A 1,598-nucleotide genomic window follows, 5' to 3' on the forward strand; every position below is an offset into this window, starting at 1 on the left:
GACGTGGTGATCGTCGGCGGCGGCCCCGCCGGACTTTCCGCGGCGATCCGCCTGAAGCAGCAGGCCGCGGAAAAAGGCGTCGAAATCGGCGTCTGCGTGCTGGAAAAAGGCTCGGAAATCGGGGCGCATATCCTCTCCGGCGCGGTCATGGACCCGCGCGCCCTGAACGAACTCATCCCCGACTGGAAGGAACAGGGCGCGCCGCTGAACGTGCCCGTCACCGAGGACCGCTTCCTTTTCCTTTCCGGCACGGCGGCCAGATCCGTGCCGAACTGGGCCCTGCCCGACAACTTCAGGAACCACGGCAACTACGTCATCAGCCTCGCCAACGTCACGCGCTGGCTCGGCCAGCAGGCCGAGGCGCTGGGCGTCGAGATCTTTCCGGGCTTTCCGGCCGCCGAAATCCTCTACAACGACGACGGCTCGGTCAAGGGCGTCGCCACCGGCAACATGGGCATCGGCAAGGACGGCGAGCCCACCGAGAACTTCCAGCCCGGCATGGAGCTGCACGCGAAGTACACGCTCTTTTGCGAGGGCTGCCGCGGGCATCTGGGCCGGCAGCTCAACGAGAAGTTCAAGCTCGGCAAGGACGCGGACCCGCAGGTCTACGGCATCGGCATCAAGGAACTCTGGGAGATCGATCCGGCGAAGCACCAGCCGGGCCTCGTGATCCACACCGCCGGCTGGCCGCTGGAGTCCGACACCTACGGCGGCTCGTTCCTCTACCACATCGACAACAACCAGGTGATGGTGGGGTTTGTCGTCGGGCTCGCGTACCAGAACCCGTACCTCTCGCCGTTCGAGGAATTCCAGCGCTACAAGACGCATCCGGAAATCCGCAGGTATCTGGAGGGCGGCAAGCGCGTGTCGTATGGCGCGCGCGCGATCACGGCAGGCGGCCTGATGTCGCTGCCCAGGCTCGTGTTCCCGGGCGGCGCGCTCGTGGGCGACGATGCGGGCTTCCTGAACGCCTCGCGCATCAAGGGCAGCCACGCGGCGATCAAGACCGGCATGCTGGCCGCCGACGCCGCATTCGAAGCCGTGCAGGCGGGCCGCCAGGCCGATGAACTCGCGGCCTATCCGGAGGCGTTCCGGCAGTCGTGGCTCTACACGGAACTGTACAAGGCGCGCAACTTCAAGCAGTGGATGAGCAAGGGCCTGTACTTCGGCACGCTGATGGTGGGCATCGAGCAGAAGCTGCTGGGCGGCAACGTGCCGTGGACGCTGCATCACCAGCATCGCGACCACGAGATGCTCAGGCCCGCTTCGCAGTGCCAGCCGATCGAGTATCCGAAACCCGACGGCAAGCTCACGTTCGACCGGCTTTCCTCGGTGTTCATCTCGAACACGAATCACGAGGAGAACCAGCCGTCGCACCTCACGCTCAAGGACGCGAGCGTGCCCGTGAACGTGAACCTGCGCACCTACGCTGGCCCCGAGGCGCGCTTCTGTCCGGCTGCCGTGTACGAGTTCGTGAAGAACGACGACGGCGGCGACCGTCTGCAGATCAACGCGCAGAACTGCGTGCACTGCAAGACCTGCGACATCAAGGACCCGACGCAGAACATCGTCTGGGTCACGCCGGAAGGCGGCGGCGG

Annotated in this window: 1 protein-coding gene; it reads left to right on the forward strand. The window is 65.8% G+C overall.

The genetic code is table 11. The annotated features are described in order from the left end of the window. A partial coding sequence (locus BLU17_RS32040) for an electron transfer flavoprotein-ubiquinone oxidoreductase (protein ID WP_143189413.1) occupies positions 1–1,598 on the forward strand: 1,598 nt, incomplete at both ends.

Origin of the sequence: Paraburkholderia lycopersici, from assembly GCF_900096975.1 — a bacterium.
GTDB classification, from domain to species: domain Bacteria; phylum Pseudomonadota; class Gammaproteobacteria; order Burkholderiales; family Burkholderiaceae; genus Paraburkholderia; species Paraburkholderia lycopersici.